The organism is Oscillibacter sp., from assembly GCF_031978065.1.
In the GTDB taxonomy this organism is placed as follows: domain Bacteria; phylum Bacillota; class Clostridia; order Oscillospirales; family Oscillospiraceae; genus Oscillibacter.
This window is the reverse complement of the sequence record NZ_DALZCH010000036.1, coordinates 5,362-27,952: the sequence shown is the minus strand read 5'-3', so window position 1 is coordinate 27,952 and position 22,591 is coordinate 5,362. Positions and strand designations below refer to the sequence as shown.

28 protein-coding genes are annotated in these 22,591 nt (G+C 53.2%); 14 read left to right on the top strand and 14 right to left on the bottom strand.

Translation table 11 applies throughout. From position 1 onward, the window contains the following. Window positions 1-488: 488 nt before the first annotated feature. Window positions 489-821, top strand: a complete 333-nt coding sequence (locus tag RTK01_RS07355) for a DUF3870 domain-containing protein (protein WP_312280353.1) — start codon at window positions 489-491, stop codon at window positions 819-821. A 162-nt stretch (window positions 822-983) separates the two neighbouring features. After that, entirely contained in the window at window positions 984-2,858 is a 1,875-nt protein-coding gene (locus RTK01_RS07350) for a DUF4914 family protein (RefSeq protein ID WP_312280352.1), read from the top strand. A 199-nt stretch (window positions 2,859-3,057) separates the two neighbouring features. Here RTK01_RS07350 and RTK01_RS07345 read toward each other — a convergent pair whose 3' ends face one another. From RTK01_RS07345 to RTK01_RS07320, 6 genes are all read right to left on the bottom strand, one after another. Further along, window positions 3,058-4,119 (bottom strand): HD-GYP domain-containing protein, encoded by a 1,062-nt coding sequence (locus RTK01_RS07345; RefSeq protein WP_312280351.1) that lies wholly within the window; start codon window positions 4,117-4,119, stop codon window positions 3,058-3,060. Window positions 4,120-4,748: 629 nt separating this feature from the next. Next, window positions 4,749-5,027 carry a hypothetical protein gene (locus RTK01_RS07340; RefSeq protein WP_312280350.1) on the bottom strand — a complete coding sequence of 93 codons (279 nt, stop codon included), beginning with the start codon at window positions 5,025-5,027 and terminating at the stop codon, window positions 4,749-4,751. A 79-nt stretch (window positions 5,028-5,106) separates the two neighbouring features. Next, window positions 5,107-6,573 (bottom strand): recombinase family protein, encoded by a 1,467-nt coding sequence (locus tag RTK01_RS07335; RefSeq protein WP_312280349.1) that lies wholly within the window; start codon window positions 6,571-6,573, stop codon window positions 5,107-5,109. A gap of 69 nt (window positions 6,574-6,642) precedes the next feature. Continuing rightward, window positions 6,643-6,951 (bottom strand): hypothetical protein, encoded by a 309-nt coding sequence (locus RTK01_RS07330; RefSeq protein WP_312280348.1) that lies wholly within the window; start codon window positions 6,949-6,951, stop codon window positions 6,643-6,645. Window positions 6,952-6,984: 33 nt separating this feature from the next. Next, window positions 6,985-8,079: a type I restriction endonuclease gene (locus RTK01_RS07325; RefSeq protein WP_312280347.1), complete on the bottom strand. Its 1,095-nt coding sequence runs from the start codon at window positions 8,077-8,079 to the stop codon at window positions 6,985-6,987. A 61-nt stretch (window positions 8,080-8,140) separates the two neighbouring features. After that, window positions 8,141-8,299 (bottom strand): hypothetical protein, encoded by a 159-nt coding sequence (locus RTK01_RS07320; protein WP_312280346.1) that lies wholly within the window; start codon window positions 8,297-8,299, stop codon window positions 8,141-8,143. A gap of 489 nt (window positions 8,300-8,788) precedes the next feature. Here RTK01_RS07320 and RTK01_RS07315 point away from each other — a divergent pair, with 489 nt between their 5' ends. Continuing rightward, window positions 8,789-8,956: a hypothetical protein gene (locus tag RTK01_RS07315; protein ID WP_312280345.1), complete on the top strand. Its 168-nt coding sequence runs from the start codon at window positions 8,789-8,791 to the stop codon at window positions 8,954-8,956. Between the two features lie 9 nt (window positions 8,957-8,965). Here the strand turns inward: RTK01_RS07315 and RTK01_RS07310 are convergent, their stop codons facing one another. Next, a complete protein-coding gene (locus RTK01_RS07310) occupies window positions 8,966-9,133 on the bottom strand; it encodes a hypothetical protein (protein ID WP_312280344.1) in 168 nt (55 codons plus the stop codon). Between the two features lie 59 nt (window positions 9,134-9,192). Here RTK01_RS07310 and RTK01_RS07305 point away from each other — a divergent pair, with 59 nt between their 5' ends. From RTK01_RS07305 to RTK01_RS07290, 4 genes are all read left to right on the top strand, one after another. Beyond that, window positions 9,193-9,657 (top strand): helix-turn-helix transcriptional regulator, encoded by a 465-nt coding sequence (locus tag RTK01_RS07305; RefSeq protein WP_312280343.1) that lies wholly within the window; start codon window positions 9,193-9,195, stop codon window positions 9,655-9,657. 99 nt (window positions 9,658-9,756) lie between these two features. Further along, window positions 9,757-9,933 carry a hypothetical protein gene (locus RTK01_RS07300; RefSeq protein WP_312280342.1) on the top strand — a complete coding sequence of 59 codons (177 nt, stop codon included), beginning with the start codon at window positions 9,757-9,759 and terminating at the stop codon, window positions 9,931-9,933. Between the two features lie 301 nt (window positions 9,934-10,234). Then, complete coding sequence (locus tag RTK01_RS07295) at window positions 10,235-10,366, top strand: hypothetical protein (RefSeq protein WP_312280341.1); 132 nt, start codon at window positions 10,235-10,237, stop codon at window positions 10,364-10,366. A gap of 625 nt (window positions 10,367-10,991) precedes the next feature. Next, window positions 10,992-11,177 carry a hypothetical protein gene (locus RTK01_RS07290; RefSeq protein ID WP_312280340.1) on the top strand — a complete coding sequence of 62 codons (186 nt, stop codon included), beginning with the start codon at window positions 10,992-10,994 and terminating at the stop codon, window positions 11,175-11,177. A gap of 41 nt (window positions 11,178-11,218) precedes the next feature. Here RTK01_RS07290 and RTK01_RS07285 read toward each other — a convergent pair whose 3' ends face one another. Further along, window positions 11,219-11,425, bottom strand: coding sequence for a hypothetical protein (locus RTK01_RS07285; protein WP_312280339.1), 207 nt, complete (start codon window positions 11,423-11,425; stop codon window positions 11,219-11,221). Between the two features lie 577 nt (window positions 11,426-12,002). Between RTK01_RS07285 and RTK01_RS16835 the strand changes: the two genes are divergently transcribed. The 3 genes from RTK01_RS16835 to RTK01_RS07275 all read left to right on the top strand — a co-directional run bounded on the left by RTK01_RS16835 (window position 12,003) and on the right by RTK01_RS07275 (window position 14,252). After that, window positions 12,003-12,131 (top strand): D-Ala-D-Ala carboxypeptidase family metallohydrolase, encoded by a 129-nt coding sequence (locus tag RTK01_RS16835; RefSeq protein ID WP_397352490.1) that lies wholly within the window; start codon window positions 12,003-12,005, stop codon window positions 12,129-12,131. Between the two features lie 319 nt (window positions 12,132-12,450). After that, window positions 12,451-13,119: a hypothetical protein gene (locus RTK01_RS07280; RefSeq protein ID WP_312280338.1), complete on the top strand. Its 669-nt coding sequence runs from the start codon at window positions 12,451-12,453 to the stop codon at window positions 13,117-13,119. 422 nt (window positions 13,120-13,541) lie between these two features. Further along, on the top strand, window positions 13,542-14,252 hold the full coding sequence (locus RTK01_RS07275; RefSeq protein ID WP_312280337.1) for a hypothetical protein: 711 nt from the start codon (window positions 13,542-13,544) through the stop codon (window positions 14,250-14,252). Window positions 14,253-14,290: 38 nt separating this feature from the next. Here the strand turns inward: RTK01_RS07275 and RTK01_RS07270 are convergent, their stop codons facing one another. After that, window positions 14,291-14,878 (bottom strand): polysaccharide deacetylase family protein, encoded by a 588-nt coding sequence (locus RTK01_RS07270; protein WP_312280336.1) that lies wholly within the window; start codon window positions 14,876-14,878, stop codon window positions 14,291-14,293. Window positions 14,879-15,099: 221 nt separating this feature from the next. Between RTK01_RS07270 and RTK01_RS07265 the strand changes: the two genes are divergently transcribed. The 3 genes from RTK01_RS07265 to RTK01_RS07255 all read left to right on the top strand — a co-directional run bounded on the left by RTK01_RS07265 (window position 15,100) and on the right by RTK01_RS07255 (window position 17,094). Next, complete coding sequence (locus tag RTK01_RS07265) at window positions 15,100-15,402, top strand: hypothetical protein (protein WP_312280335.1); 303 nt, start codon at window positions 15,100-15,102, stop codon at window positions 15,400-15,402. A gap of 56 nt (window positions 15,403-15,458) precedes the next feature. Then, the gene (locus RTK01_RS07260; protein ID WP_312280334.1) at window positions 15,459-16,352 is read left to right on the top strand and encodes an SH3 domain-containing C40 family peptidase; all 894 of its coding nucleotides are present in this window, start codon (window positions 15,459-15,461) and stop codon (window positions 16,350-16,352) included. A gap of 268 nt (window positions 16,353-16,620) precedes the next feature. Then, on the top strand, window positions 16,621-17,094 hold the full coding sequence (locus RTK01_RS07255; protein ID WP_312280333.1) for a hypothetical protein: 474 nt from the start codon (window positions 16,621-16,623) through the stop codon (window positions 17,092-17,094). Between the two features lie 166 nt (window positions 17,095-17,260). Here RTK01_RS07255 and RTK01_RS07250 read toward each other — a convergent pair whose 3' ends face one another. The 4 genes from RTK01_RS07250 to rpmE form a co-directional block, all read right to left on the bottom strand. Beyond that, window positions 17,261-17,896 carry a YigZ family protein gene (locus tag RTK01_RS07250; RefSeq protein ID WP_312280332.1) on the bottom strand — a complete coding sequence of 212 codons (636 nt, stop codon included), beginning with the start codon at window positions 17,894-17,896 and terminating at the stop codon, window positions 17,261-17,263. Window positions 17,897-18,018: 122 nt separating this feature from the next. Further along, window positions 18,019-19,308 (bottom strand): GTPase HflX, encoded by a 1,290-nt coding sequence (gene hflX / locus RTK01_RS07245; RefSeq protein WP_312280331.1) that lies wholly within the window; start codon window positions 19,306-19,308, stop codon window positions 18,019-18,021. Window positions 19,309-19,334: 26 nt separating this feature from the next. Beyond that, entirely contained in the window at window positions 19,335-19,841 is a 507-nt protein-coding gene (locus RTK01_RS07240; RefSeq protein ID WP_312280330.1) for a flavin reductase, read from the bottom strand. A gap of 130 nt (window positions 19,842-19,971) precedes the next feature. Further along, window positions 19,972-20,175 (bottom strand): 50S ribosomal protein L31, encoded by a 204-nt coding sequence (gene rpmE / locus RTK01_RS07235; protein ID WP_293007616.1) that lies wholly within the window; start codon window positions 20,173-20,175, stop codon window positions 19,972-19,974. Window positions 20,176-20,592: 417 nt separating this feature from the next. On the opposite strand from rpmE, the gene RTK01_RS07230 reads away from it, so the two are divergent. Beyond that, window positions 20,593-21,177, top strand: a complete 585-nt coding sequence (locus RTK01_RS07230) for a hypothetical protein (protein ID WP_312280329.1) — start codon at window positions 20,593-20,595, stop codon at window positions 21,175-21,177. A gap of 108 nt (window positions 21,178-21,285) precedes the next feature. On the opposite strand, the gene RTK01_RS07225 is transcribed toward RTK01_RS07230, so the two are convergent. Further along, complete coding sequence (locus tag RTK01_RS07225; protein WP_312280328.1) at window positions 21,286-22,440, bottom strand: aminotransferase class V-fold PLP-dependent enzyme; 1,155 nt, start codon at window positions 22,438-22,440, stop codon at window positions 21,286-21,288. Window positions 22,441-22,591 lie beyond the last annotated feature (151 nt).

The following is a 22,591-nucleotide window of genomic DNA, read 5'->3' as shown; positions in this document are numbered from 1 at the left end:
AACATGCCGCCGCAGTCCACCGGAAAGCCGGTGAGAATCACCGCCCGCTCTGCCGAGAGCAGCGTGTGAGTCAGCGCGTCAAAATCCGGGGCGGGCAGCCACCGAGCAAAGCCCCGGCCCGTCTCGTCCCGGCGCAGAAGCGCCCAGAGCTGTTCGTGGAAATCCATAAAAATACCTCCCGAGGGAGGGCCTTTTCAACAAAAAAAGACCCACTAATTTTGTGCAACACAAAATTCGTGGATCTTGACCGCGTGGGGAAGCGCCGGAGAGACGTTCCGCGCGGGCAAAAACGAATCAAAGAGCCAAAGCGGTCCGCTTTGCTCTGAGCACAGTATAGCAGGGAAGCCCCGGTCCGTCAAGGCGGCGAGAGGACAAATTTCACGCTGGATTTTCGGCAAAATCTGTGGTATAACCACTTCATGGCGCCTTGCCCGACCGGAAGGAACACGGAGCGGCGTCTCCCTGCAAGGGGATGGAAAGGGGCGGCTATGAGGTATCCGAAAAACACGATTTTGGTGGTGGGACAGGCCAAGCCCAGCCGCGGCGACGCCATCTGCCAGACCCACGGAGAATTTTACATCAGTCTGGTGCTGGAGCGGGACACGGGGCTGATTCTGGACGCTGCCTGCAACACGATTTTGAACGTGACGGCCGAGTTTGTCCGGGAAATGCTGGTGGGCCGCCGCCTTGACGAGGACTTGGCGGCAATGGAAGCGGACATCCGCACTCGCTATTTTGCGCTGACACAAAAGCCCCTGATTGCCTGTCTGAAGGACGCGGCCAACCGCTATCGCGCCGCCCAAAGCGGAGAGAGCGTTTGAAGCGAGCGGCCCTGCGAAAGACCCGCGAAAAGCGCGGAACGGACTTGAATAACACCGAAAAATATGTTATAGTTAATCGGTTGCATGATTTAACCAATGAATTTTTTAAACTAAATGATTGAAAAATGATCAGATAACTGCACTGGAAGCGAGGGACCGGATTTGAATGAGATATTAAAACGCTTTGTATTGCCGGAGGCGCTGGCCGCTGTTGTGGATTGCAGTCCCAGTGTCATCGTTCCGGAGAGCAAGGAGACGCTTTACGAGCTGATTTTCGGCAACGAGCACACCACAAAAATCGACGTGGTGTACGACGTGGATGGGCGGCCCGTCCACGAGGCGGACGTGGTCCGCTGCAAAAACGGCGCCGTGGTGAATTACACGGAGGACTATATGCGCCGCCGAGACCCGGACTGTATGCGCATCGCCGACGATCAACCTACCGACAAGCCCCGGTTTGAGGACACATATGGCTACGGCTTTGACGAGGTGCGGGAGGAGACGTTCCACTGGCTCTCCGGGCAGGAGCTGATCGTGGTGCCCTTCAAGGCCGGAGGATACGACTATGGCTACGAAGCGATGCTGGTGTGCCCCCGGAACGCGGCGTTTTTCGCCTTCGCCCTTTCCCAGCTTCAGGCCTTTGTCAACGTCCGGGAGCTGGAGAAGTTTGAGCCCCGGGCCATCGTTTACGTGGCCCCGCCCCTGCGCCACACCCGCTTTGGCGGGCGGCAGGTGGTGGTGCACAGCCGGGGAGAAAAGCTCCACGAGATTTTCTCCTATAACCTCTATCCCGGCCCCTCGGCGAAAAAGGGCGTGTACAGCGTGCTGCTGGACATTGGAGAGCAGGAGGGCTGGGTCACGGCCCACGCCTCCGCCGCCCGGATCATCACTCCCTATGAAAATGAGATGGTGATGATGCACGAGGGCGCGTCCGGCGGCGGAAAGAGCGAGCTTTTGGAGGATGTGCACCGGGACTCCGACGGACGGGTGCTGGTGGGCGTGAACTCCATCAGCGGGACCCGCCACTATATTAGCATGAGCGACACCTGCACCATTCAGCCCGTGACGGACGACATGGCCATCTGCCCGCCGGATTTCCAGCCCTCAAACGGCAAGCTGGCGCTGGCGGACGGGGAAGACGGCTGGTTTGTCCGGGTGGACGGCATCACGGAGTACGGCTGCGACCGGCTGTATGAGCGCATCACCATCCACACGAAGGAACCGCTGATTTTCTTTAACCTGGACGGCGTGCCCAATTCCACCTGCCTTTTGTGGGAACATACGCTGGACTCCACGGGGCGACCCTGCTCCAACCCCCGGGTCATCATTCCCCGGCGGCTGGTGGACAACATCGTCACCGGGCCGGTGGAGGTGAACGTGCGCAGCTTTGGCGTGCGGATGCCCCCGTCAACGGCCCAGCGTCCCAGCTATGGCATTGTGGGTCTGCTGCACATTCTGCCTCCTGCGCTGGCGTGGCTGTGGCGGCTGGTGGCTCCCCGGGGATACAACAACCCCTCCGTCAGCGGGGATTCTGCGCTGGCCGCAGAAGGCGTGGGGTCCTATTGGCCCTTTGCCACCGGATTGCGTGTGAAGCAGGCAAACCTTCTGATGGAGCAGATTCTCCGCTGCACCGCCACCCGGTATGTGCTGACGCCCAACCAGAATATCGGCATTTATCAGGTGGGCTTTGCCCCGGAGTGGATTTCCCGGGAATATCTGGCCCGGCGCGGCGGCGTGAATATGCGCATGGACCGGCTGACGCCCGCGCCCTGCCCGATTCTGGGCTATTGCCTGAAGGACATGAAGGTGGATGGCCAGCATATCCCCCCCAAGTTCCTCCGCCCGGAATTGCAGGAGCTTCTCGGCGAGGAGGGCTATCGGGTGGGCGCGAAAATACTCACCGACTTTTTCGCCAAGGAACTGCTGGTCTACGACACGCCGGAGCTGCATCCGGTGGGGCGCCAGATTCTGGAGTGCTTTGCTGCCGGTGGTACCGTGGAGGATTACTGCAAAATCCTACCTCTGGGCCTTGAATAAACGACATAATGCGGCCCCGGCGCGGAATTTTCCGCACCGGGGCCGGTCTTTTTTGGAAAAAGTAATTTTTTGTGAGGGCATTCCCTCCTGCGCCGTGGAAAAAGCAAGAGGCCGGGGAATCCAGTTTCCCGGCCCTTTGCGCCGCATCGCCGGAGGCGATGGACGAATTGTTTAAAAATTTGGTGGCGTAAAGGCTCCACTACGCAATGCCCTTGATGGTGACGTTCAAATAGCCAAAATCATCCTTCAGGGAAATCTCGAAGGGCTTTACCGCTCTGCCGTCCTGTCGGTAAACGCGGACCTTGGGCCGCAGGCAGTAGGAAGCGTAATTTCTGATGACCAGTCCGGTCCAGCCGTTGCTCAGCGCCACAGAGGTGCCCACCGGATAAGGAGCAATTCTCTTTGTAAAGGCGTTGACGGCCTCCGGGTCAAACAGGGTTTCGGCGCTGGCCATCACGTATTCAACCCCTTCGTTGGGAGGCAGGGCCTTCCGATAGGGCCGCTCGGAGGTCAGCGCGTCGTACACATCGGCAAGGGCGGTAATCCGCCCGTAGAGGGAGATGCCCGTCCCCTTTTTTTGCAGGGGATAGCCGGAGCCGTCGTACCGCTCGTGATGCTCTAAAATAGGGCGGCAGCTTCGGGGCGGAAGCCGGTATTCCGACATGATATAGTCGTAGCCCATCTGGGAATGGGTTTTCATAAGCTCGAACTCCTCTGGAGTCAGAGGCCCGTTTTTTTGAACAATCTGCTTGTTGATAAATACCTTTCCGATGTCGTGCAGCAGAGCGCCGCTGCCCAAGGCAATCAGGTCGCTCACGGGAAAATTCATAGCGATGCCCAAAACGATGGACAGCACCGCAACGTTAAGAGAGTGGGAATACGTGTAGCTGTCGTAGCTGCTTAAATCCAGCATATTCACCATCACGTTCCGGTTTCCGGAAAGCTCCCGCACAATGCATTCAATCTGAGCGGAGACATTGACCGGGTGCGGTTTTTTACCGCCCTGTCGGGCAGTGGAAATGATCTTCTGAATGCCCCGCATCGTCTCCGTGCGCAGCTCACCGCTGATAGTGTCGATGACCTCAATGTCCCGGGAAAGGTCGTCTTCAATGTAAGCGCCCGCATAGCCGGCCCGCAGAATGCCGCCAATATATGCGTTGTTCAGCGTGATTCCGGTAGAGAGCATGGTGTTCGGTCCGCGGTACAAGGGCTTTGCAAGCTGCATGCCCTCGCGTAAACAATTTGCCGCTACGAATCTCATCGCGATACCCTTTCAACATATGTTCTGCACACGATATCCTCCGTCCCGGCGGAGACACGGCTTCTTCGCGGTCCGGCCGTCAGGGTTGAAAGCGGTTCGCCTCGCGGCCCGGTCCGTGCCCTCCGTCTTGAGAGCGCAAGGCCAAAAAAATACGGGACAAACCATTCATTGCCAGAGGTTGTATTATATCCGTATTTGAGAAAAATGTCAAATACTTGCAGAAGAATTTTCCTTCGTTTGCGCGACCCCAGAACATGCTCTCCGGGCGCACCGCCCGGGCTGCGCGGCGCAGTATGGATACTTAAGGCAACACCGAACAAAAAGCGGCTAACGCCTGAAGCGCAAGCTTGCTTGCATCCTTTGATTACACTTCAAATCTGACGGCGCAATTCCGCGCTTCCCTTTGTATGGTGTTGCCGTAAGCGTGGCTGGGGGATCCGCGAGCCGATTATTTTCGGAAAGCAGAGGGATTGCATAGAGCGGCCCCGGCGCGGATAAATTCCGCGTCGGGGCCTTTTGCCGCGGGGGAAGGGGACGCGTCGGGATGACGGAGACGCTGTACCCTCCGGTAGGGCGGTTTATTAAGAATTGGTGGATGTTGAACCGGACAATTTCGGAGCGGCTCCGCGTCAGGTGTTTCCGGCGGAGGCGGCCGGAGAATTCTCCACGCTGCCGCTTGCTCCGGGCGCGGCGCTGCCCTCTGTGGCGCTTTTGGCTGCTTTCTGGCGGCCGGTGTGGTCGATGGTGTAGTCCTGATTGCACTCGCCCTTGACGATGATTTGTGAGATGGGAACCACGGAGTAGCCTTGCCCGATCAGGTATTCCAGAATGCCTGGCAGAGCGGCGGGGGTGTTCTCCGCCGCGTTGTGGAACAGGACAATGGACCCGGGCTGAACTTTGGAGGTCACCCGCCGTGTGATTTCGTCCGCCGACAGGCCTTTCCAGTCTAAGCTATCAACATACCATACAAAAATAAAGCGTTGATATTCAACGCAATTTGACTTCAATACCTGATGGAGCGCACAGCACATTTTTGATGACCGCGGCGGCGGTCTTCTTTTTTGTTTCAAAATCCAAGCTACTGAAATCATATGCAATCGCTTCTGCGGAAGGCGTGTTTGCGACGGTTTCTATTCTGCTCAGGATGGCTTGCTTTTCGTCGTCCAGCTTTTGAATCGCCGCATTGATGTACTGTTTGGAAACATCATTGCCGTCTGCGAGAGCCTGTATTAAATTGGAAATCTTATTTTCGATTTGCCCTAACTCATTCACCCATCTGTCTTGCGGTTTTGGACTGTGGGTTTCTGCGGGCGGAAAAGCCTGCTGCTTTGCAAAGCGCTTCATTAAAACCGATTCCACCATTGCTTCGACGTCTTCGATGCGTTCGCTATGGACGATAGAACAGATGTGGAGGTTCGAGCGGCCCGCGCAGGACAGGTACTTTCGATTGTACTGCTTATCTTCAATAACGCGCAGGCTATAACCGCATTCCGCACAGTGCAGCAGCCCGGAAAGCCAAGTGAGCTTTCCCTTTCCGGTGTTTTTAATCTGTCGGTTATTGTCCATGCGGAATTGACAGGTTAAAAATTGTTCCCCTTCGATCACCCCTTTGTGAAAGGAGATTGCCAGAAGATGCTCCTGCATGTTGGTGTACTTTCTTTCATTTGACGTGCGTTTTCCGATCATAATGGAAGCAAATTTCCCTGTAAATTCGGAGGCGTCATTATAAATAATTGCGCCTTTTGCTTTATAATACGCATAGACTGCCTCGGTCGCTTTGGCGTAGGCCGGGTTGCGCAGAATGCGCCCCACGGATACGCCGTCCCAGCCGGTTCTTCTGGCGCACGGAATCCCCTCTTCGGTCAGTGCTTTTGCGATTTTACCAAGCGACGTTCCGGCCTCTGCGTACATATTAAAAATGTGCTTTACGGTTTCTATTACTGGCGTCGGTTCAAGGGATTTCTGCCCGTTTACCCGCTCCTGTGCAATCTGAAAGCCAAAGGGCGCAGGGCCGCCCGGCCACGCGCCCTTTTTTACGCGCTGATAATAATTGTCTCTGACCCGCTCGGCAATCGTTTCCCGTTCCAACTGCGCGAATACCATAATGATATAGAGCATGGCGCGTCCGACTGGCGTTGAGGTGTCAAACTTTTCATTGATGGATACAAACTCAACATGATTTTGATTCAGCGTCTCCCAGATCATGCCGAAGTCCATAATGGAACGGGAGATTCGGTCGAGCCGATAGCATACCAGCTTCTCAACCTCTCCGGATTCAACGTCCTTGATCAGCTTGGCAAAGGATGGACGGTGTGTGTTCTTGCCGGAAAAGCCCTTGTCAGTATAAACCTTAAATTCACCGGTAGCCTCGGCGCGGCACAGGTCCACCTGCCCCTCAATGGAAAGACTGTCCTTTTTGTCAAGGCTTTGCCGAGCGTAGATTGCCGTATACATGACGCACCCCCATGTGCCCAATTCGGGCACGCTATACTTTGCGCCGCCCCGGCGGGGCGGCGCTGTTGGTTACTGGGCTTTCTTCAGCTCCGCGACTTCCTGAGACAGGATTTTAACGACGGACTTCATGAAGGCCACCTCGTCCTCCAGAGCTTCCACGCGGTTCTTTGGGGCAAGCGTGGCGAGGAGATTCGCCTGTCCTTCGGCCAGCGCCTGAATGCTGGGGATGATGACATTCTCCTGCGTGATTTCAATTTTTACCACGCGCTCTTTCAGATCGGCTACATCAGTCTGGATTGTCCCCAGCAGTTTACCGTGCTGTTCCAGCACTTGCCCCTGTTTTTCCAGAATTTCTAGAATCTTTTCTTCGTTATTCATATGTCCTCCATTGTGCCCGGATTGGGCACATCTTTAAAGATACCGCTGCAAGACGGCAGTCAGCGCATCTTTATGTTGATTCAGTTCATAAATATCCTGAAGCGGATACTTCATGTCATTTTTATTCTCATCCGGGATAATCAACATTTTTTGGCTAGCCGTAAGACGCAGACGGCAAATCCACTTGCGGGTATTCGCTTTATACAGAATGTTGATGTAAGACTCAGTATCTTTGTATGTGATATCGTGGATATCGGCTACGCCCGACAGCAGATTCTTGACAATGAAGTACGCTTCCAGTTCTTCTTCCGTCGTGACAATATTGAGGGTTCTCTTTTCCGGCATTTCATCCTCGGTGTCTTCCGGAGCGGCCGTGCTTTCCGGTGCTTTGATTCCAGCAATGGATACGCTACCGCCCGAACCGCCCAGAGCCACTTTGATTTTATCGTTCATCATTTCACTGATCTGATCGTTCAGCGCTTTTTTCAGCAGCGGGCGAAACTTGTCCAGAACATTCTGCGTTTTTTGTCCGGAGTAGCAGGACTGCAGGAAGAGCCGGGTAAAATCATCTGTGGGGGTTTCCAGCAGATCGGCAAAGATATCCTTGAACGCATGGACGTATTTCAGCTCCGATGCGGTGCTGAAAATGGAGTCAATATCAAACTCTGCTTTGCAGAATTTTTTGAGCTCCGGGACTTGATTGTCTCGAATTTCTAAAATGTTGATCGACAAAAAGGGATCGTTGTCCATTTTGTTTTGATTATCCAAGTCGGTATAAAAACGATAGGTGAGTCCATTTGTAAGGATGGCGAACTTTGCGCTGGTAGTCCCAAAATAACGGAAGAGTTGAGAATCATGTTTGTCCAGTTTTTCGGAGGCGGCTTTGCACTCAATGAGAATGACGGGTGCACCGTCTTTCATGATCGCATAGTCTACTTTTTCGCCCTTTTTAATGCCAACGTCTGCCGTGAACTCAGGAGTGAATTCTTGGGGATTAAATACGTCATAGCCAAGCATGGAGAAAAACGGCATGATCAAGGCAGTCTTTGTAGCTTCCTCTGTTTGCACCGTGTCCTGAAGGGATTCTGCCCTCTTGGCAAATTGTTTTAACTGATCTACAAAATCCATTCCCTTTCTCCTCCTGTGCCCAAATCGGGCACATTTTATTTTATCCGCGCAAGGCGGGACTCTAAAAATATAACTCTGCGGCCATATTGCCATGGGTATACCAGCAAATGGCCTCGCGCATAAACTCTTCTGTGACCTCGAAATACTCCGCTAGTGACCAAATATCTGTGCATCCATCCGCCACGGCTTCGTCCAGCTTATTCACCGGAACAAGTCGCATGACTGCCCACCGATCTGTCTGGTGTTCATGCTTCTGACGGATATCCAACGCAGCTTCTTCACAATAGAAGCGCTGGTTTCGCAATGACCCAGCTCGTGAGCCATACGCACTGTTTCAATGAGGAGGCTGTCCATCTTTCATGGATCTACAGTGATGCAATATATACCATCCTGCATGTCCAGAGACAGATAGGACGCGCGTTGCAACGGGATCCAATCCACATCAATGCCGCGTTGCTCCACAAATTTGATAAGTCCAGCGGATCATTCATGCTTCTGCTCAAGATGTTGTTCTTGAACGAGGTCAAAAATGCGATCAACTATGTCCACCAGATTCACCACCATATTTTATAAATTATGATTTCAATAATTAGTGAATGTGAAGTGAATTATTGAGACGAGCATTTATACGTTAGCAATTACTGAAACCGGAATTATATTAAAGCCACAGACTAAAACACAACAGGCTAACGAAAGGGGGTACGAGGATATGTATCTATCGTATAAGGAGCCAGCCCGTGATGATGAGATGCTGGCGCTGGCGGATAAGCTGATGCACGTTCTGCTTGACAGCGGAACGACCTATGAAAAGGGGGATGAGGCGCTGACCGCAGCGCAGGAGGTCCTTTTGAAGACCACAAGGCCGGTCACCGTTTAAACTCCTCGTTCAAACGATTGAGCAAGGATGTTTTGAACAGATCAAATTCTTCATCCAGTTCATTTTTTTAATAGATACACCAACCTGCGGAGGCAGATGTTTTTGAAGGACTTCAAGGGTGCTGTTCTCGTAGACACGGAAGAAACGTTCCAAATCCTGTTTAAGCCTGATGTCCATAGAATACTTCCTGCTTTAAAAAGTTTTAATTAATAGGTTATTTTATCACGGAAGTACAGATGTTTCAAGACCTCAAGAAGGGAGGAAATACCATAAACAATATCAAGCGGTTTCGGGAGGAGCGCGGTATGAGCCAGACCGCCTTTACCGAACTGCTGCCATGCTCCGTCCGGGCATTGGCGCGCTATGAGAGCGGCGAGTGCGTTGTGCCGGATGAGATGGTCTATCAGATGGTCCGGCTGTACAGCAGCCAGTTTCTGGCCGTGGAGCACCTGAGCAACGTGTCCCGGCTGGCCGCGGCCCTCATCCCGATTGTGGACAACTGTACGCTCCAGACGGCGGCGATTCGACTGGTTAACCGTGTGCTGCGCTTTGCCGAGGATCACCGGGACCGGCAGCTAATGCAGCTTATTGAGGACGGCGTGATCTCAGACAACGAGCGCCCGCTGATGGATGAAATCATGGCGGATATCACGGAGATCGTCCGGGCCTGCACGGAGGTCCGAATTGTAACGAAAGCCTAGCGAATATGCGAGAAAGCCGGATAGCACCTCAATGTCTGGGGATGGGGTGAATAGTGGACAGGCCCTGCCAATAAAATTCCATAGGAGGTGGTGCTTTTCATGGAATTAAAACTGACATGGAACGGGCGGGAAATTACCGGGGACGAGCCGGAATATCAGGAGCACTTCAGAAAAATCATAATTCGGGACGTCATCCCTTATGCACTCGCCCACCCGGAGAGGACCGCAAATGCCATTCGATTCGTTCCTATTGAAGAATCTTATGAAAAACAATAATTTGCGCAGCTGGGAGGATCCGGCTGCGGGAAAAAGGCGGACAAGCTGTGGGAGGAAAACCGATGCAGCACATAAAAAAGAACCGCCTCGGGTAGCACCCCAAAGCGGTTCTGTCCAAGGGCTTGCGCCCAAGAACGATTACAAGATTATTATATCACATTTGCTCGAAAGCGCAAGCCCCGATTTTGCCGGGGAGGAGGCGCTTTTGACATGAGCATTTGGGCACTTGGGCTTATCACCATCGGAATTGGCTGGCTGGTTAGCCCGTTGTTCCGCTGCAGGCACTGGCGGAGGTGTGAGTATGGCAAGATGTACATGGAGCGACGGCAGGGGCAATTGGGGAATTAAGGGCGTGGACCTTGCCGCCCTGCCCGCCGGAGAAATATCGGACAAGCGCGGCCCTCAGGAGGCCGGGAAAGAAAGTGGCGAATGAAAAGTGGTAGATTATTTCTTATCCTTGTAACAAAGGCCGTCAAATACCGTTGTGCCAATCATTGACTTGCTGAGTTCGCGCAGGAAAATACCCAGGCATATAAAATCCTTTTCCGAGAGATTGGTATAAAAATAATTGGTCAGGGCCGCAATCAGCATATTCATTTCACAAGGATTCAAGATAATCACCCAAAGCATCATATGCAAATAAAAATAGTCGGTGTGAGTGCCGGGGGAGAAGATCACCATGGGCAACGCGATTGTCAAAAATACCTAAAACATTGCATCGATTGCAAATGGCACGATGTGCATGGGGGGCTGCGTCCGTCCTGGCGGGTACAGGATGGATGTAAAGGCATACCTCAGGTTCATTTGCCTTGATCTTGCGCGCAAGGTTGCCTAGGTCGAGGAGGAGACAAAATGAAAAATAAAATCCACGAGAAACGCACTCTGATGGGTTGGCCTACATAACTATTCTTGAAATTAAAGGAGAATTGGTCCGCGATAAAATAAGAAACCATATTTTACAGAGCTTCACGGGCGAATGGAATTGTACCAACTCGACGAATTAGGTATTTTATACATACGGGTGGAATGCGAAAGAAGGCCCCCAATGGTCGTGCCAAATGACACCGAAAGAAGCAATCAAGATTTTGGAGTACAGCAACACTAGGCTTAAATTTCGTATTGACGAAATATCGGCGCTTGCAAACGAGATGTCCGTAGATATCCAGTATGAGGATATTGATTACTGGAAGCGCAAATATGAAGCTGTGGAATTGGTGATTGACGGGCTTAGCCACAAGCCGTAAAGGGGCAAAGAAACGCCCCGCCGTTTCGGCGGGGCAATAGATCACTCAATATCGATGCCAAGCTTTTGGGCGATTTCGTTGGGTGTCATGCCGGATTGCTTTGCCTTCATAACGAGATCTCTGATAGACACAGGATGCGTAAGCGCATATTTCTGAGATTCTAATTTTGCAATTTCAGTTTTCTTTTTGGCGATTTTCTCATCCAGAATGGCAATGCGTTCTTCCATAGTTTTTACCGTGCGGGCCATTTAATCACCTCGTTTATTATGATTTCCAATAGTACATTAAATGGAATAATATGTCAATCAAAATTTTTCGTGGAGAGAATTGTACTTGCTGAAAATTAGGCGCTATATGCGGCTGGAATGGAGTTTGACCGATGCCTGAATGTACTAGCTACACTCGCGCGCAGGAAAAATGGAAAGCTCGCCGAAAGATTTCTTTCGGCGAGCATATGAAGGATTATCGCTTAGGTGGCCCCGGCGGCCTAGGAGGGCCGGGAGGGCCCGGCGGTCCCGGCGGCTTAGGAGGTCTGGGAGTCCAGGGTGGCTTTGGGGGCCATGGTGACCAAGGTGGCCTGGGCGGCCCAGGCGGTCCGGGCGGAGGCCCGGGTGGCTTAGGTGGACGGCATTTGGGATTCCACGGTGTAAAAAAACAAAAAGGATTTCTTGCCATATTAAAGTCCTCCTCTGTCCCCAGCATATGCGGAGTGCCTTGCAGGGGTTTTGAAGGGAGGCAGTGCTGATGAGCGATCATCCTCCCGCATATCTGTGCGTGCAGCAGAGAGCGGGGCCGTTTGTGAAAATGATTTCTTCTTGAAACTTTATCTGGGAGCACGTCAGAAAGCCCATCAACATCAACAGCGCTTACCGCATGGCAATGTGGAATGCCAAGCAGGGAGGGGCTCCCAAGTCTCAGCACCTACTGGGCATGGCGGTACAATATAAAGACTAATTCCCGCCTTCACGATGGAAGGCGGGAATTAGTTTGCAGGAGAGATAGAAGAAGAAAATGAAAAAGTTTATACTCTTCGGCAGTGCCTCGTTCCGTTGAGCATGTTTGTATCATATCGGGAAAGCTTATAAACAAGCTTAAAAAACTATGAATAAAATGTAAACATCGCCGCAAAAAAATTGCATGAATTTTGACACACCGGATTATGCTCAGCGCAGACAGCGAATCCATATGGGCGGCAATAAAAATTTTCCAGAATTTAAGCTTTTTTTCAGAATTTTGGTTTATGTATAGTCCATACAAATAAGGAGGCAAAACAATGAAACTAAAAAGTACATTATCTCTTTTGTGTGTTACGGGACTGATGGCCATGGCGTTGGCCGGATGCGGAAGCAGCGGCGCAAATTCGGAAAATCCCACAAGCGCGGCAAGCAATTCTGCCAGTACATCCGGTTCCAGCGAGTCTGGCGGCTCTCAAATTATTGGACAGGTGCAGAGCATCAGTGACAAGACAGTTACGTTGCTTCTGGGGACAATGGAGGACGGTGGACAGGGGCAAGCCGGCGGTCCTGCCCAGCCGGTCGGCAGTAGCTCAAGCGGGGAGCCAATGAAGCCCTCTTCGGATGAAGGGCAAGCCCCCTCGGGCAGCCAGCCCAGCGGTCAGCAGCCCAGCGACCAGCCCGACGGGAAACAGCCCGGCGGCGGCCAGCCCAGTGGTGGAAAGACCTTCGCGGCGGGTACAGAGACAGTATTTATTACAATAGCAGACGACACGGCAATCACAGTGGAAAGCATCTCCGGAGAGACAGACGGAACGATTGATGACATTAAAGAGGGAACTGTTCTTGATGTTGTACTCGGAGATAATAACACGGCCACTTCTGTAATTGTCAAGAATATCATGGCAGGCCCTTCGGCTGCGCCTGATGATGCAAATGCCGATCTTTCTGCTGGCAGCAGCTCCGGCGCTCAGTCTGCCAACAACTAAATCCCACCGCACCTATGCGGTGACTTCTTCCCGCGCTTAAAGCAGGAAGCGCGGCCTTCGATTTCCCCAGAGCCTTGATAGGCTCTGGGGAAATTCTACGTAACTGGGCTTGGCTTTTCCACGGAGTATAGGGCTGGTTGCTGTTCCCTTATCAGGTTTCAAGGCTATATCAATATTCAAGTTGTATGTTAGTTAACGTCCTCGAGATGAGGATGTTTGCCAAGTGGCATATCCCTACAAGAGCAGACTCGCCTGCGTGGATCCATCCCACAATGGCGAGTTTGCTTTATTATCTAGGCTTAAAAAAAGAATGCCTGGATTTTCAAAATTGCTGTTATCATAATCAGAAGCTAGGCCGATAAAAAGATGTAGGGATAGCAAATTTTGGCAACAAAAATTTGCTGAAAAGGGATGACGAAAGCATGAAAATTGATGGCAACAGTTCTCTAATGGCATTATACCAAACCCAGCGTACCGACAGCGCAAAGAACAGTTCTTCGTCCAGCGATTCCAGCTCCACAAAATCAACCGAGCGACAGAGGTTTGACACAGTTGAAATAAGCGACAATGCTTATAATGACTATGCTGAATCTTTGGGAAGCACCTCCGCTGTTTCTGATGCGCTTGACAGTCTGGTAAGTGATGGAACAATTACCAGCGATCAGGCTAGCGCAATTTTAAATTCCATGAACTCGGATTCTGTGGATGTATCAGATGGATCAAATCCTTTGAAAACAACGCTTGATAGTCTGGTGAATGATGGGACGATTAGCGGTGATCAGGAAAGTGCCATTGCGGAAGCTCTGGCTCCGAAAGATGATGGCGCCGCCTCTGGCCTAAAGGCTGATAAACCGATGGGTCCGCCGCCTCCCCCTCCTGCCGATTCGGAAGATGACAGCGATGAAGATGAAGATTATTTAGAGGAACTACTGCAAAGTCTGGTTGAAAACGGCACGCTGTCGGATGACCAGCAGGATGCGATTGAAAGTGCCATAAGTTCAATCTCCTCGGATTCAGATACCGACTCGAGTTCCATTCAGGTAACATTGGACAATCTCCTCAACGCTGGTACAATTTCGGATGATCAGGCAAATGCTATTTTGGAAGCGCTGAATCCGTCAAGTATGGATTAATTTTCACTTTAACATGGTTCACGCTGGCAGACATATTGTCACAAGATAAAAGAGAGGGACTGGGAAAACCCCAGTCCCTCTGTATTTATTTTTATAACATGACTATCAACATCCCATTGAATGGGTTCCATTCCGTAATCCCGAATGGCCTTGACCACATGGTCGTCATACTCCCCGTAGGGACAGCGAATCAATGTGGGACGCACGCCGGTGATGGCCTCAATCTTGTCGCAGCTCTCCTTCAGGTCTGCGGTGATTTTTTCGGTGGAGAGAGAATTGAAGTGGTCGTGGTGGGCGGAGTGGCTCATAATTTCGTGGCCCGCGTCCTTGAGTGCCTTGACGGACTCCGGGTATTTGTCCACCCAGTCGCCCACCACGAAAAAGGTGGTTTTTACGTTGTATTGCTCCAGGATGTTAATGAGCGTCTGGGTGTCCTCGTTTCCCCAGGCTGCGTCGAAGCTGATGGAGCAAATCTTTTGCTGCCCTCTGTCCACGCAGTAGATGGGAAGCTGGCGTTCCGTGGCGAGCGCCTCGGTGGGGTAGGAAGCCGCGTAGCCGCCAAGGGACACCGCCAGCGCCGCCGCCAGCAGGGCGGCGGCTTTTTTTTTCCAGATAATGATTTTCATAAAATCCCTCCTCAGATAAAAAAGTATATGAGCACAAACGCTGGAAATTGCGCCAATCCGTGGGAAAGGCGGAGGAAACTCCACGGGGACAAGGGGTTAAGAATAGTGCTTGGCAAAGGGTGAGGAAAAAATTTCCTAAAAAAATGGGTTTGTTTAGAATTGACAAAGCGGAAAAATTCTGTTACAATTTGGTTACAAAATAATTTCAAAGGAGCATATTGATGGCTGAAAGTATGGAGAATGCCTTGGGCTTGACCTATAAGGGGCACCCGCTTCGCCGGGTGGATAATCTGATTTACTACGGCACGATGGCTGAGAAATATATCATTATGATGCAGGTAATGGACAGCAAAAAGGTTCAGGACATGAATGTGGCTACCAAGGTTTCCGTCCAATTACAGTTAACGGATCCGGATCTGAAATCCCGGGATCGCGTGGTGAAAAAAAGTGAAAGAGAGAGCCTGTACGAGGCCATGGACATCTCCGCCATCTGGTTGGAGCGCGCATTGGCCGGCAAGCTGTAAGGCAGGCGGCTTTCCCACTTCCCGACAAACGAAAATTCGAAAGGAAGCGTACACTTATGAAACACCGTGCAGGTAAAGCGGCCGGGATGTTTGTTCTTTCCGCCGCAATGACGATGCTTTTGGCCGCCACGGCCTCCGTTTCCGCCGCCGATCAAATTGCAATCGGCGTCGGTTGTACTACTGGTTCCAGCCTGCGGCTTCGGGCCGAGGCATCCACTTCCTCTTCCGTTGTCACGCAGTTGGACAAAAGTGTCGCCGTCTCCATTCTGGGCAAGCAGGACGGGTGGTACTATGTGGGCTTTGACGGGAAGTCCGGCTATGTTTCCGCCGAATTTGTCGTTGAGGATCAGGACGGCATTTTTACTGCTCCGGGCCGCATAAACGGCGATGGAGTGAATGTTCGTGCTTCCGCCGATCCTGACGCGCAAGCCGTTGCCACGGTAAAGAAGGACGCCGCCGTAACGGTGGACGGCTTTGCCGACGGCTGGTACGCCGTGACCTGCCAGTATGGGACTACCGGTTATATCCGCAGCGATTTTGTGGATTTGGTCTCTGACGAGGCACCCGCCTCTGGCGCGGCTGATATTGCAACGCAGTATCTGGGCACCCGGTATGTCTATGGCGGTTCGTCCCCCAGTGGCTTTGACTGTTCGGGCTTCACCATGTACGTGTTCAAGCAGATGGGCGTGAGCCTGCCCCACAGCGCCACCAGCCAGTGGCAGAGCGGAAAGGGCCAGAAGCTTTACTCCGCATCGGAGCTGAAGTCCGGCGATCTGGTGTTTTTCAATGACCCCAGCCGCTCTAATGGGAAAGCGTGTTCCCACGCCGGTATTTATATGGGCGGCGGGCAGTTTATCCATGCTTCCTCCGCCAACAGCGGCGGCGTAATTGTCAGTACGCTGACCAGTGGGTATTACAATACCTATTTTGTGGGCGGTATGCGCGTTTGAGCTTGGTTTACATAGGAAAATGAGATTTACGGCGGACGGCTTTGCTGTCCGCCGTGTTTTTTTGCAGGGCGGCATGGCGATTGTGCAGGCAATATTTTCACATTAAATTGCGCAATGTTGCGCAATTTAATGTTTTCTTTTTGTGGGAACTGTGATATACTGTTCATAGAAGAACATTTCACAGCGGTGTTTTGCGTCCGTAGCGGCAAGCCTGCGGCACAGAAAAGGGTTCCGTCATCATGGATCATATGTGGGGAGGTATACAAATATGAGCTATCCGCAGACCGGCAAGGAAGTGTTTATCAGCTTTTCCATTTCCAACACCATGTTTTCCGGCATTGGAAAGGGGACCATCACCAGAGAGGAAGTTTCTGTCGATTACTTAAAAGAACTGTTTGAAAAATATGGCGTGATTGTTTCGGCCAAACCAGAGCAGCGCAGGTTGCTTGAGGAGGTCAACGAGAGTTACGATCTGAAGCTGGAAATCCCGGAGAACTTGCGCATCATTCACCTCTCGGAGAAAAACCGCCGCATCGTGGTGATCTCCGTTCAGGGGCTGAAACGGGAAAACGGCTCGCTCCTGCCCGAATATACCGAGAAGGAGTTTCAGGAGGCCAGCTTTAGCTTTGTAAAGTATTACGTGCAGAGCCGCCACTATGACGAGCTTTTGGCGGAGAACGCGAAACTGAAACGGGATTTGGAGATGGAGGTTGCGTGGCGTACCAGAGAGTGCGACATTTAGACCCTTTAAAAATTCCCGTAGTTAAATTCTAAGAGAATACGCCGCGCCCCGCCGTCCGCTAAAAACGGGCAGCGGGGCGCGCACAGCGCAGAATAAATTTTCGGAATTTTATAAGTTGAAAAGAGCAGGCCGCATAAGCGGCCCGCTCTTTTACAAATCCGGCGTTTTACCGTGGCTCCCTTGGCCCCGAGCGGAATTCCTCCCCCCGCTTTGTCATGGACAGCGCTCCGGCGGACAGCTCCGTCAGCCGAAGAGAAAAGTCTTCTGCGCCGCTTTTGGGAAATGCGGCAAGCAACGTGACGGTTTCGCCGTAGTCTGCATTTTCAACCACCGCGTCTGCGGCCTCCAGCTCCAGCTTGATGCGCTCCAGCAGAGGATAGGGGCAGGGGACCTCCCACAGCGTCCAAAGGCTTACACGGCTGACGCCGCTGTTGTCCAGCGCGTCTTTCGCGCCCTTGGAATAGGCGCGGGTCAATCCCCCCGCTCCCAGCAACACACCGCCAAAATACCGCGTCACCACGCAGCAAAAATTGGTAACTCCTTCCCGCTGAAACACGTTCAGCATGGGTTGTCCCGCCGTGCTCTGCGGTTCGCCGTCGTCGGAGTAGCGAACAATCCCGCCTGCTCGGATGGAATAGCACCAGCAGTTGTGACGGGCGTCGTAATGCTGCTTTTTCGTTTCCTCAATGCGGGCGCGGGCCTCGTCCTCGTTTTCCGTCCGCCAGAGGCGGCTGATAAAGCGGGAGCGCTTTTCCGTAAATTCGCTTGCCCCGTCCGCAAAGGGGACCAGATACTCGTCCATACCGTTCCTCCTGTTTCGGTGCGACCGCCCCGGTCCTGCCCGCACCAAATTGACCGGGGCGGATGCCCGGTGCTTCAAGACTGAGAAGAACTCAGCGGGAAATCAGGCGCTTCACGCCTACTTCATTCTCCGCCCGCGTCCTCCGTCTCCTGCACATAGGGGACCAACTGCCCCAAAACTCGGGGGGCGCAAACAGCGGTCACGTCGATGGTGTCGGTGTATTCCACCAACTCCACCTTCGCCTCCCGGTACAGCATGTCAAGCATTCCGCCCTTGTCGTAGGGAAGGTGGATGACCACCCGCCGCGCGCCCTTGTCCAGCCGGAGGTCGATGAGGTGCAAAAGCTCCTCAATGCCCGCTCCGGTTTTGGCTGAAATGGTGACCATGTCCTCGCCCCGGGGCAAAATTTCCCCGCCGGAGAGATCGCTCTTGTTAAATACCTCAATTTGGGGCAGGTCGCTGGCGCCCAACTCCCCGATCAGTTCCTCCACGACCTGAGCCTGCTGCTGCCACTCTGGGTTGGATACGTCGATGACATGCAGCAGAAGGTCCGCGTACTCAAGCTCCTCCAGCGTGGCCTTAAATGCCTCCACAAGCTGGTGGGGAAGCTTCCGGATAAAGCCCACGGTGTCGCTGAGAATCACGTCCTGCGTCTCGCTGACGGTCAAAAGGCGGCTGGTGGTGTCCAACGTGTCAAACAGGCGGTTGTTGGCGGGGATCGCCGCGCCGGTAAGCCTGTTTAACAGGGTGGACTTGCCCGCGTTGGTATAGCCCACAATGGCCACCACGGGAATTTCGTTTTTCCGCCGCTGTTGGCGCTGGGTGCTCCGCACCCGGCGCACGTCGTCTAAATCCGCCCGAAGCTTGTCGATTTTCTTATGAATCAGCCGACGGTCGGTTTCAAGCTGGGTTTCGCCGGGGCCTTTGGAGCCGATGGCTCCCATTCCACTGGTGCCGCCCTGACGCTCTAAGTGGGTCCACATGCCCGTCAGCCGGGGGAGAAGGTATTGATACTCCGCCAGCTCCACCTGAAGGCGGCCCTCTCTGGTCTTGGCCCGTTGGGCAAAAATGTCCAGAATCAATCCGCAGCGGTCCAGCACCTGAATGCCCAAAAGCTCCGTCAGTACCCGCTGTTGGGAGGGGGAGAGGTCATTGTCGAAAATGACCATCGTAGCCCCTGTGTTTTCACAGTAAAGCTGTACCTCCGCCACCTTCCCCTCGCCGATGAAAGTGCGGGGGTCCGGCTTTTCCCGGTTTTGAAGGATAATTCCCTCCGTCACGCCGCCGGCGGTATCCACCAGAGCGGACAGCTCCTCCATAGTGGTTTCATCGGCCAGATCCTCTTTGCGCAGCACGGGGGAGTTCAGCCCCACCAGCACCACTTTATCTCTGATTTCGTTTGTTTCCTGCATAAATCTCCTTTTTCCGCCTGTGGCAGTTATGCCTGATAGGCCTCCACGACCTCGCCGATATACATGCGGTGCCAGTCTCCCTCCGGGTAAAAAGAGGCCGCTGCGCCGGAGTCGATGACAAACTCAGACGTCATGTCCTGGGCATACAGCTTGCGGCACACCAAAACCAGCTCTGCCTCGTCGAAAAACGGGGCGTCGCCCGCACCGTAGCAGAGCGTAAAACCGCAGTCGGCAATTTTGTCCGTATCCCTGCCGCTTCTGGTGCCGCACAAGGTCAGCGCGTCCTTTCGCTCTTTGGGGAGGATGGACACGGTGAAATAGTCGTTGGATTCCATAAATTGAAAGGTATAGCGGGAGTGGCGCACGTACACCGTGCAGGCGGGCCTGTTCCAAAAGCTGCCCAAGCCGCCCCAACCGATGGTCATGGTGTTGCAGGCCGTCTTGTCTCCCGCTGTCAGCAGAGGCATCCGCCCCGTAAACAGGCGCAGGGCCTCTATGGAAAGCTCTTTGGGGTTTACAGATTTCAAGCGCATGACAATCGTCTCCTCCATCATTTTAATAGTGGTAGTATTATATCCGCTTCGTAAAAAATTGTAAAGCGGATAAAGGCGCAAAAGTCCCGTATCCTTACGGATACGGGACTTTGTGAATGTGTCGTCGGTCTTAGTTGCTCAAGCCGAACTTCTTGTTAAACTTGGCTACGCGTCCGCCGGTATCCACCAGCTTCTGCTTGCCCGTAAAGAAGGGGTGACACTTAGAGCAGACTTCCACCTTGATATTCCTCTTGGTAGAACCTGTCTCAATCACATTACCGCAGGCGCAAGAAATAGTAGTCTGCTGATAATCGGGATGGATTCCTTCCTTCATTGCTCTCGTTCACCTCTTTCGATCCAATCGCTAATGCCTCTTACAAAGGCACAAGTCAGTCTAACACAGTTTTTTACGGATTGCAAGGATTTTTTCAAGAAGATTTCGGAAAAAATGACATCTTTGACGAAAATTACAACGGAGCATAAAAGAAACATGAACGGCTGCCCGGCAAAGAGTCGGTGAAGAGCAAGAAAACTCTCCGGAATACAAAAGAAAAGCGAAACAACGCGGGAGCGGATTTCCGTGAAAACCCCAGACCGGGCAATGGAGCTTTACGAAAAATTAGCAGGAGCAGACGGGGCCTTTGCAGTCATTGAACGCCGGTTGAGGCTATAATAAAACAGGAAAATACGTCGGGCGGCGCGCGGAGGAAAGGCGCGTCCGCTTTACAAAAGGGAATGGGAGGAAAGCGAGATGAACGAGGAGCTTAGAGAATATCTGTGGGATGGCGAAGTCGTCCGCTGGAGCGGACGGTCGGCGCCGGTTCCTTTGCTGAGTCAGCGGGAGAGAGGAAAAATTCTTGTCAGATGGGCGATCACGCTGATATGCATTTCCACACTTTTGGGGATTTACAGCACGGGGAGCGACGCGCTCAGCGGGAAATTTGCCGCGCTGGTGACGCTGGTCGCGGCGCTGGTGATTGCCATGCCGTGGTTGGAGCGGTGGAGCGTAATGGGGATGAAGTACTTTATCACCGACCGCAGGGCCATTCTGCTCACCCGCGACAAAAGTGTATATTATATGGAGTTGGACGAGGTGGACGACGTGAAGCGGGTGTGTCTTCAGCCGGAGGCGGACGCGCTGGTGATGGGCAGCGCCATTTTTGAGGACGCCGACCGCCAGCCGCGCTTCAGGGCGTGCAATCCGAAAACGGACCTCCAAAGTGCGGAGGGACAGGATCGGGCCGCGGGTTTGGTTTTTTATGGATTGAGGGACGCTGAGTTTGTAGAGGCGCTTCTGCGCCGGTCTGCGTCGGACGAAAAGGCCGAGGCAATATAGAACCATCAACGCGGAGGCGCGGGACGGAGTTTTCTCCGTCCCGCGCCTTTTTCCTTTTGCGATTTATGGGGTACAATAGTTCCGGAAAGGCAAAAAAGGGGCGCTTCGTTATTTTAAAATCGTCCGAATGGCCAAAAGGCACAGGGCCACTTCGTCAGCGGTGTTTTCGGGGCTGAAAGAGAACCGGACCGTGCCCTGTGGAAAGGTACCTAGAGTCTGGTGGGCGCGGGGCGCGCAGTGCAGACCTACCCGGGTCATAATTCCGGCCTCCTGCTCAAGCGCATAGGCCACCGCTGCGTTATCCGCCGGGAAGAAATCCACGCTGATCACGCCAAGCCGCTGGGAAAGTCGGGCCGGGTCGGAAATCCCTGCCACCTTTGCGCCGGGAATTTCGGAGAGTCCCTCTAAAAACTGGGATGTCAGTGCCATTTCTTTTTTAAGGACCGTTTCCGGACCGTTCTCAAGAGCCAGCAGAGCCTGCCGCAGGCCGATGATTGCAGGGATGGGCAGCGTGCCGCTTTCAAATTTGTCCGGGAGAAATTCCGGCTGCTCCTCGGAGTCGGAACGGGAGCCGGTGCCGCCCTCAATTACCGGGCGCATGGCTTTCGCAAGAAGCGGCAGGACCACAAAGCCGCCCACGCCCTGCGGGCCTCGCAGCCCCTTGTGGCCGGGAAAGGCCAGAAAGTCGATGCACATGCTCGCCATATTGATGGGCAGAACGCCTGCGGTCTGAGCCGCGTCCACCGCAAACCACACGCCCCGTTCCCTGCACATCGCGCCGATTTCCCCTGTGGGCAGAACGGTGCCGCAGACGTTGGACGCATGAGTGCACAGAACAGCCCGCGTGTTTTTCCGAAAGAGCGCGCGGACCGTCTCCGGCTCCAGCGTCCCGTCCGGTGAGCATTGGGCGGCGCTGATCTCCACCCCGGCCTGAGCCAGCGTGTGCAGAGGGCGCATCACTGCGTTGTGCTCCACGGAGGAGACAATGATGTGGTCGCCGGGATCCAGCAGCCCCTTTAAAAACTGATTTACCGAGGCGGTTACTCCGCCGGTGAAGCAGACACAGGCATCCTTGGGGGCGGAGAAGAGACGCTTCAATCGCTCCCGCGCATCCAGCACCTGCCCCAGCAGCTCATAAGACCGCTCATAGCCGCCCCGGCTGATGTTAAAGGCTCCGTTTTCAATTAGCTCGGCCATTGCCCGTCCCACGCCGGGGGCCTTGGGAAACGACGTGGCGGCATTGTCAAAATAAATCGTGTCCATAGCGTTCCTCCGTCCGTGTTTTTATAATCATCTTAATATGAATTTCAAAACCGTTCAATCGGCGGATAAAATCATAGATAAACACATATCCAAAAAAACGATTGGAGATTGAAGCAGCCACAGGCTGCTTTTGGAACACAATTATCTACTG

Excerpts from the sequence above, each read along its gene's own strand:
- RTK01_RS07355 (WP_312280353.1), top strand. The coding sequence starts at position 489 with ATGAGGTATCCGAAAAACACGATTTTGGTGGTGGGACAGGCCAAGCCC.
- RTK01_RS07345 (WP_312280351.1), bottom strand. The coding sequence starts at position 4,119 with ATGAGATTCGTAGCGGCAAATTGTTTACGCGAGGGCATGCAGCTTGCA.
- RTK01_RS07335 (WP_312280349.1), bottom strand. The coding sequence starts at position 6,573 with ATGTATACGGCAATCTACGCTCGGCAAAGCCTTGACAAAAAGGACAGT.
- RTK01_RS07330 (WP_312280348.1), bottom strand. The coding sequence starts at position 6,951 with ATGAATAACGAAGAAAAGATTCTAGAAATTCTGGAAAAACAGGGGCAA.
- RTK01_RS07325 (WP_312280347.1), bottom strand. The coding sequence starts at position 8,079 with ATGGATTTTGTAGATCAGTTAAAACAATTTGCCAAGAGGGCAGAATCC.
- RTK01_RS07320 (WP_312280346.1), bottom strand. The coding sequence starts at position 8,299 with ATGCGACTTGTTCCGGTGAATAAGCTGGACGAAGCCGTGGCGGATGGA.
- RTK01_RS07315 (WP_312280345.1), top strand. The coding sequence starts at position 8,789 with ATGTATCTATCGTATAAGGAGCCAGCCCGTGATGATGAGATGCTGGCG.
- RTK01_RS07310 (WP_312280344.1), bottom strand. The coding sequence starts at position 9,133 with ATGGACATCAGGCTTAAACAGGATTTGGAACGTTTCTTCCGTGTCTAC.
- RTK01_RS07305 (WP_312280343.1), top strand. The coding sequence starts at position 9,193 with ATGTTTCAAGACCTCAAGAAGGGAGGAAATACCATAAACAATATCAAG.
- RTK01_RS07300 (WP_312280342.1), top strand. The coding sequence starts at position 9,757 with ATGGAATTAAAACTGACATGGAACGGGCGGGAAATTACCGGGGACGAG.
- RTK01_RS07295 (WP_312280341.1), top strand. The coding sequence starts at position 10,235 with ATGGCAAGATGTACATGGAGCGACGGCAGGGGCAATTGGGGAATTAAG.
- RTK01_RS07290 (WP_312280340.1), top strand. The coding sequence starts at position 10,992 with ATGACACCGAAAGAAGCAATCAAGATTTTGGAGTACAGCAACACTAGG.
- RTK01_RS07285 (WP_312280339.1), bottom strand. The coding sequence starts at position 11,425 with ATGGCCCGCACGGTAAAAACTATGGAAGAACGCATTGCCATTCTGGAT.
- RTK01_RS07280 (WP_312280338.1), top strand. The coding sequence starts at position 12,451 with ATGAAACTAAAAAGTACATTATCTCTTTTGTGTGTTACGGGACTGATG.
- RTK01_RS07275 (WP_312280337.1), top strand. The coding sequence starts at position 13,542 with ATGAAAATTGATGGCAACAGTTCTCTAATGGCATTATACCAAACCCAG.
- RTK01_RS07270 (WP_312280336.1), bottom strand. The coding sequence starts at position 14,878 with ATGAAAATCATTATCTGGAAAAAAAAAGCCGCCGCCCTGCTGGCGGCG.
- RTK01_RS07265 (WP_312280335.1), top strand. The coding sequence starts at position 15,100 with ATGGCTGAAAGTATGGAGAATGCCTTGGGCTTGACCTATAAGGGGCAC.
- RTK01_RS07260 (WP_312280334.1), top strand. The coding sequence starts at position 15,459 with ATGAAACACCGTGCAGGTAAAGCGGCCGGGATGTTTGTTCTTTCCGCC.
- RTK01_RS07255 (WP_312280333.1), top strand. The coding sequence starts at position 16,621 with ATGAGCTATCCGCAGACCGGCAAGGAAGTGTTTATCAGCTTTTCCATT.
- RTK01_RS07250 (WP_312280332.1), bottom strand. The coding sequence starts at position 17,896 with ATGGACGAGTATCTGGTCCCCTTTGCGGACGGGGCAAGCGAATTTACG.
- hflX (WP_312280331.1), bottom strand. The coding sequence starts at position 19,308 with ATGCAGGAAACAAACGAAATCAGAGATAAAGTGGTGCTGGTGGGGCTG.
- RTK01_RS07240 (WP_312280330.1), bottom strand. The coding sequence starts at position 19,841 with ATGCGCTTGAAATCTGTAAACCCCAAAGAGCTTTCCATAGAGGCCCTG.
- rpmE (WP_293007616.1), bottom strand. The coding sequence starts at position 20,175 with ATGAAGGAAGGAATCCATCCCGATTATCAGCAGACTACTATTTCTTGC.
- RTK01_RS07230 (WP_312280329.1), top strand. The coding sequence starts at position 20,593 with ATGAACGAGGAGCTTAGAGAATATCTGTGGGATGGCGAAGTCGTCCGC.
- RTK01_RS07225 (WP_312280328.1), bottom strand. The coding sequence starts at position 22,440 with ATGGACACGATTTATTTTGACAATGCCGCCACGTCGTTTCCCAAGGCC.